We start from the raw sequence: 4899 nt of genomic DNA, 5'->3' as shown, positions 1-4899 counted from the left end.
CAGTTGCCGTTGGCACCGGTTGCACCGGTGTCATGGAAATCGGTCAGACCGCCATGGGCGCCACCCGGCAGCCTGGCCAGCGAGTTGCCTGCGCCCTGCACCAACGAGGTCACCGAGGCCGGGATGTCGTAGACGCCCCAGTGCCAGAAGCCGCTGCCGGTCGGCGCATCCGGATCGTAGACCTGGACCGCGTACGACTTCGTGCCGGCCGGCGGATTGGTCCACACCAGCGCCGGGGACACGTTCTCGCCCTTGCAGCCGAAGCCGTTGAGCACGAACTTGTTGGCGATGGTGCTGCCCTCGGCGATGTCGGGGCTGGACAGCGTGAAGCTGCTGGCCGGCTTGCTCAAGGACGGCATCGCGGGCATGGAGCCCGAGCAGCCGGCCAGCAGTGCCGCCACAGCGGCGACCAGCAGGACAGGTGAAACGTTGGTGCGTTGGTGGCCTTGCATCATGCGGGATCTCCGGAAACTGGGAATGGTGAAGCCGGTCTGGCCCCGACCATTCTGTCAGTCCGCCGCCGCCAGGCTCACCCCATGAACCCGAGGTCCTTGAGGGGGAATTGATCCAGCTCGACCGGAAACACCTGCGTGCTCAATGCCGACGGGCTCACGCCGAACCAGCGCCCCAGCGTCGCGCCGAGCTGCTGGAAACCGAGCCGCGGAATCCAGACCCCGCGGCCCGACGCGTCATCCGGTCCGCCGAGCGTGAAGTCCGGGAACTCGCCGTACAGCCCACCCTGCACCGCACCGCCCACCGCCAGCGCGATGCTGCCCCAGCCGTGGTCGGTGCCGGAATCGTTCGGGCTCAAGGTGCGGCCGAACTCGGAGGCGGTGAACAGCGTGACGTTGCGGTCCAGGTCGGCAGCGGTGATGGCCGTCTGGAAGGCGTCCACGGCGGCGGACAGCTGTTTCATCAGGTCCGCGTGCTGCCAGGCCTGGCTGCCGTGGGTATCGAATCCGCCGAGCGACACGTAGTAGACCTGCCGCCCGGCCCCCAGACGCGCGTGGGCCGCGATGAGCTGGGCGGTCGTGCGGAGCTGTGCACCCAGGCTGGTGGTCGGGAAAGTGGCCGCGAGCGGCACGGTGGACGAGGACTTCAGGGTGGTGGCCAGCACCATGCCGTCGGCCAGCGCCTTGTTGGCAGCGTTGGCGAGCCGGTGGCCGGTGTCGGTCGCCAGCACCTTCTGCAATGCCGCGAGGCGTGCATCGGCCTCCGTCTGCGGCCAGAAACCGAATCCGTTCAGCGACAGGCCGCCACTTTCCGGCACGAGGTTGGCAGGCACCGAAGCACCCTGGACGAACCGGCCGGCCGTACCGACCGCCACCGCGTCCAGCGCACGCGCGACACCCAGCGTGTCCATCAACCGCCCGCCCCAGCCCGTGGCGCTGCCGGCACCGAGACCGGCGTTCGCCTGGTTCTCCTGGTCCGGGTGCGAGAACAGCTCACCCGGCGCCTGACCGCCCGCCAGGTACTCCGCCTTGGTCAGCGGTCGGCGCAGGTTGCCGATGTTGAGCATCACCGCGACCTTGCCCTGGCCATACCACCGGTCGATCGGCGCCAGCGCCGCGTTGAAGGCAAACGGCTGGTCCGCCACGGTGGACGCTGCACGCAGCGGGCTGCTGCGTGCAGGCATCAGCCCGCTGCCGGCCAGCGCCAGACCGGCCGTGCCGCGCATCCGGGTGTACTGGCCGTAGCGCGTCGCATCGAGCGGCACCACCATGTTGGCGCCATCGTTGCCTCCGGCCAGGAACAGGCAGACGATCGCCTTGTAGTCGCTGACCGCAGCCTGCGCGGGTCCGGTCAGCCCGAGCAGGCCCATCGACGAGAGCGCCGCTGCACCGGCGGCATGGGTGGAGTGGCCAAGAAAGCGGCGGCGGGACAGCGTCGAATCGTTCATCATTTCTGCACCACGTAGTCGCCGGTGATGGCGGTCAGGTAGAGGGCGGTCAGCACGCGCTGCCGCAGGTCGGTGGTCTTGGCGGTCGCCTCGCCGATGGTCTGGCGGGCACTGGCCGACAGGCGTCCCTGCAGCAGGGTGCGCTCGACCAGTGTCATCAGCGCTTGCGGGTCGTTGGCCACGGTCATGAACGGCGCCAGATCGATCCGCACCGAGCCGGACTGGCTGCCGTCCAGCAGTGCCAGCACGAAGTTCGCCCGGCGCACCGCCTGGCTGCCGCTGTAGAGCTGGAACTCCGGCCCGGCCAGCCCTGATCCGCCCGGCAGCGGCGCAAGCGGCGAGTAGTAGCTGAACACGCTCGGCGCCTGGGCCGGGCGTTCGCCCATGAGGTAGTAGTCCCAGAACAGGTTGCGGCCGCTGATCACCTGCCCGCCCAGCGCACGCACCAGCGACAGCGTGTGCAGCACCGGATCGCGCAGGTGCCCGGCATCGGTCGCCGGGGTATTGCGTGCCTCGGCATCCAGCAGGATGGCCCGCAGCGTGGCGGCGAGATCCCCATTGGTCTGCCTGAACACGGTGGCCACCCGCTGGACATAGGCCCGGCTCGGATTGCTGGTCACGAAGTGCCGGATCAGCCGCAGCGAGATGAATGGCGCCACGTTCGGATGCCGGGTCAGGTTGAGCATGACGGCGTCGAAGTCCTGCGCAGCGCTCTGGCCTGCAGGCAGCGTGACGCCGTTCAGCAGCGTCTTGGCACGCCGGTCGTGGTACTGCTCGCGCGCCACCAGCGGCACCGACATGTCCTCGTAGCTGTTGGCGAACCCCCAGCCGCTCAGCGCGCGGGCGAACTCGCCGATGCGGGTCTGGTCGTAGGTCGGGATGGTCTTGCCATTGGCGTCGAGGCGCGGCGAGCCGTCCAGGTTCAGCTCCACCAGCCCGATGGTGAAGAGCTGCATCACTTCCCGCGCGTAGTCCTCGTTCGGCATCGGCACCCGGCTGTGGCCCAGTCCGAGGTACTTGCCCATCGCCGGATTGAGCGTCATCTCGCGCAGCAGATCGCCGAAGTTGCCGAAGGCGTGTTTCGACAGGGTCTGCAGCCAGGGCGAGAGTTCCCGTCCTGCCGTGTTCTTGCTGGTCGATACCACCAGGATCTGCGACAGCGCGAAGACCATCCGCTGGCGCAACTGGTCCGGCGCGGCGGCCATCGCGAGGAACCAGGCTTCGCGCACCGGCTCGGTGCTGTCGCCGCCATCCGGAATGGCGGTGGCAGGCATGGCGAGCTGCCCGTCGATCCAGTTCGCCGTGCCGATCTGGCGCACGCGGGTGAGGTCGGCCGGTGTCGGGCCAAAGGTGGCCTGTTCCAGCAGGCGCGCCGCAGTGACCTCGGCCGCATCCACGACCGGTGCTTTGAAGACCAGCGGCGCGGGAATGGGGGTCGGGGTCGGCGTGGGCACCGTGGTGGTCGGGGTGGTGCTCGACCCGCCGGTGCATTCGTAGCTGCTGGGCACCGCCCAGGCACCGTTGACACATTGGAGCGTCGCCCAGCCGGTCATGCCTGCCAAGGTGTTGCGCGCCGTGGCAGCACTGCCAGACGGCGTGGCCGCCACCGGACCGGCACAGGACTTGCCCGTCCACGGAATCGTCCAGCTCAGCGACTTGGCCGGACAGGACGCCTGCGCCTGCACCCCTGTGGTGAACAGCGCCAGCGCCAGCAGCCCTGCGGCGCGAAGGCCGCTGCGGAGCGGGAATACAAGGTCTTGGTGGGAGGTCATGGGGCCTTCTGCATGCGATCCGAGTGGGGACACCGGACGTTGGCATGCCAGTCCGATCCATCGACATCGGCCATTCAGACGCCACCTTGAGCGCGGGGGGATGGTGTGGGCATACTTGGCACTGCCCCTGGCGGGTGACGTGCGGTGGCAACACCCGCATCCGGCGCTGATTCGATCATTGCCATCGCCTGCCCACGAAAAAAGCCCGACCGGTTCACACCAATCGGGCTTGTCCTGGCAGGCGTGGATGGCCCGCGTGGATACCCGCCTTCGCGGGTATGCGGAGTCGTCTTACTTCTTGCCCGGCGGCAGGTCCGTGCAGCTGCCATGCGCGACTTCGGCGGCCATGCCGATCGACTCGCCCAGCGTCGGATGCGGGTGGATCGTCTTCCCGATGTCCACCGCGTCCGCGCCCATCTCGATCGCCAGCGCGATCTCGCCGATCATGTCGCCCGCGTGCGTGCCGACGATGCCACCGCCGAGGATCTTGCCGTGGCCGTGCGCCTCGGGTGAATCGTCGAACAGCAGCTTCGTGAAGCCTTCGTCGCGGCCGTTGGCAATCGCCCGACCCGACGCCGTCCACGGGAACAGGCCCTTCTTGACCTTGATCCCCTGCGCCTTCGCCTGGTCCTCGGTCAGCCCGACCCATGCCACTTCCGGATCGGTGTAGGCCACGCTCGGGATCACGCGGGCGTTGAACGCGCTTGAGGCCAGTTCCTTGTTGCCCTGCAGCGTGCCGGCGATGACTTCCGCCGCGACGTGCGCCTCATGCACCGCCTTGTGCGCCAGCATCGGCTGCCCGACGATGTCGCCGATGGCGAAGATGTGCGGCACGTTGGTGCGCATCTGGATATCGACGTTGATGAACCCCCGGTCCGTCACCGCCACGCCCGCCTTGTCGGCCGCGAGCTTCTTGCCATTGGGCGTGCGGCCCACGGCTTGCAGCACCAGGTCGTAGACGCCTTCCGACTTCGTGCCGTCCAGCCCCTCGAACTGCACCTTGATGCCGTCCGGCGTGGCTTCGGCGCCGACCGTCTTCGTCTTCAACATGACCTTGTCGAAGCGCTTGGCGTTCATCTTCTGCCAGACCTTCACGAGGTCGCGGTCAGCGCCCTGCATCAGGCCGTCGAGCATTTCCACCACGTCCAGGCGGGCGCCCAGCGTGCTGTAGACGGTGCCCATTTCCAGGCCGATGATGCCGCCGCCGACGATGAGCATCTTCTTCGG

The 4899-nt window shown here is 68.4% G+C and carries 4 protein-coding genes; all 4 read right to left on the bottom strand.

Annotated features, from left to right (window positions below; all coding sequences use genetic code 11):
* Positions 1 to 455, bottom strand: a 455-nt coding sequence (locus AB3X43_RS18435) for a YbhB/YbcL family Raf kinase inhibitor-like protein (RefSeq protein WP_473965149.1), incomplete at its 3' end; no start/stop codon positions are given.
* A 74-nt stretch (positions 456 to 529) separates the two neighbouring features.
* Positions 530 to 1900: a DUF1501 domain-containing protein gene (locus tag AB3X43_RS18430; protein ID WP_369431325.1), complete on the bottom strand. Its 1371-nt coding sequence runs from the start codon at positions 1898 to 1900 to the stop codon at positions 530 to 532.
* Positions 1900 to 3672 carry a DUF1800 domain-containing protein gene (locus tag AB3X43_RS18425; RefSeq protein ID WP_369431324.1) on the bottom strand — a complete coding sequence of 591 codons (1773 nt, stop codon included), beginning with the start codon at positions 3670 to 3672 and terminating at the stop codon, positions 1900 to 1902. The genes AB3X43_RS18430 and AB3X43_RS18425 overlap by 1 nt, the downstream gene beginning before the upstream one ends.
* Positions 3673 to 3963: 291 nt before the next feature.
* The coding region (locus AB3X43_RS18420; protein ID WP_369431323.1) for a dihydrolipoyl dehydrogenase family protein at positions 3964 to 4899 on the bottom strand (936 nt) is incomplete at its 5' end.

It is taken from the genome of Sphaerotilus sp. (assembly GCF_041083715.1).
Classification (GTDB): Bacteria; Pseudomonadota; Gammaproteobacteria; order Burkholderiales; family Burkholderiaceae_C; genus Sphaerotilus.
The sequence above is the reverse complement of the archived record's forward strand: the minus strand, read 5'-3'. Positions and strand labels throughout refer to the sequence as shown.

Bases quoted from the DNA above. Each gene is read 5' to 3' on its own strand.
- AB3X43_RS18425 (WP_369431324.1), bottom strand. From the start codon at position 3,672: ATGACCTCCCACCAAGACCTTGTATTCCCGCTCCGCAGCGGCCTTCGC.
- AB3X43_RS18430 (WP_369431325.1), bottom strand. From the start codon at position 1,900: ATGAACGATTCGACGCTGTCCCGCCGCCGCTTTCTTGGCCACTCCACC.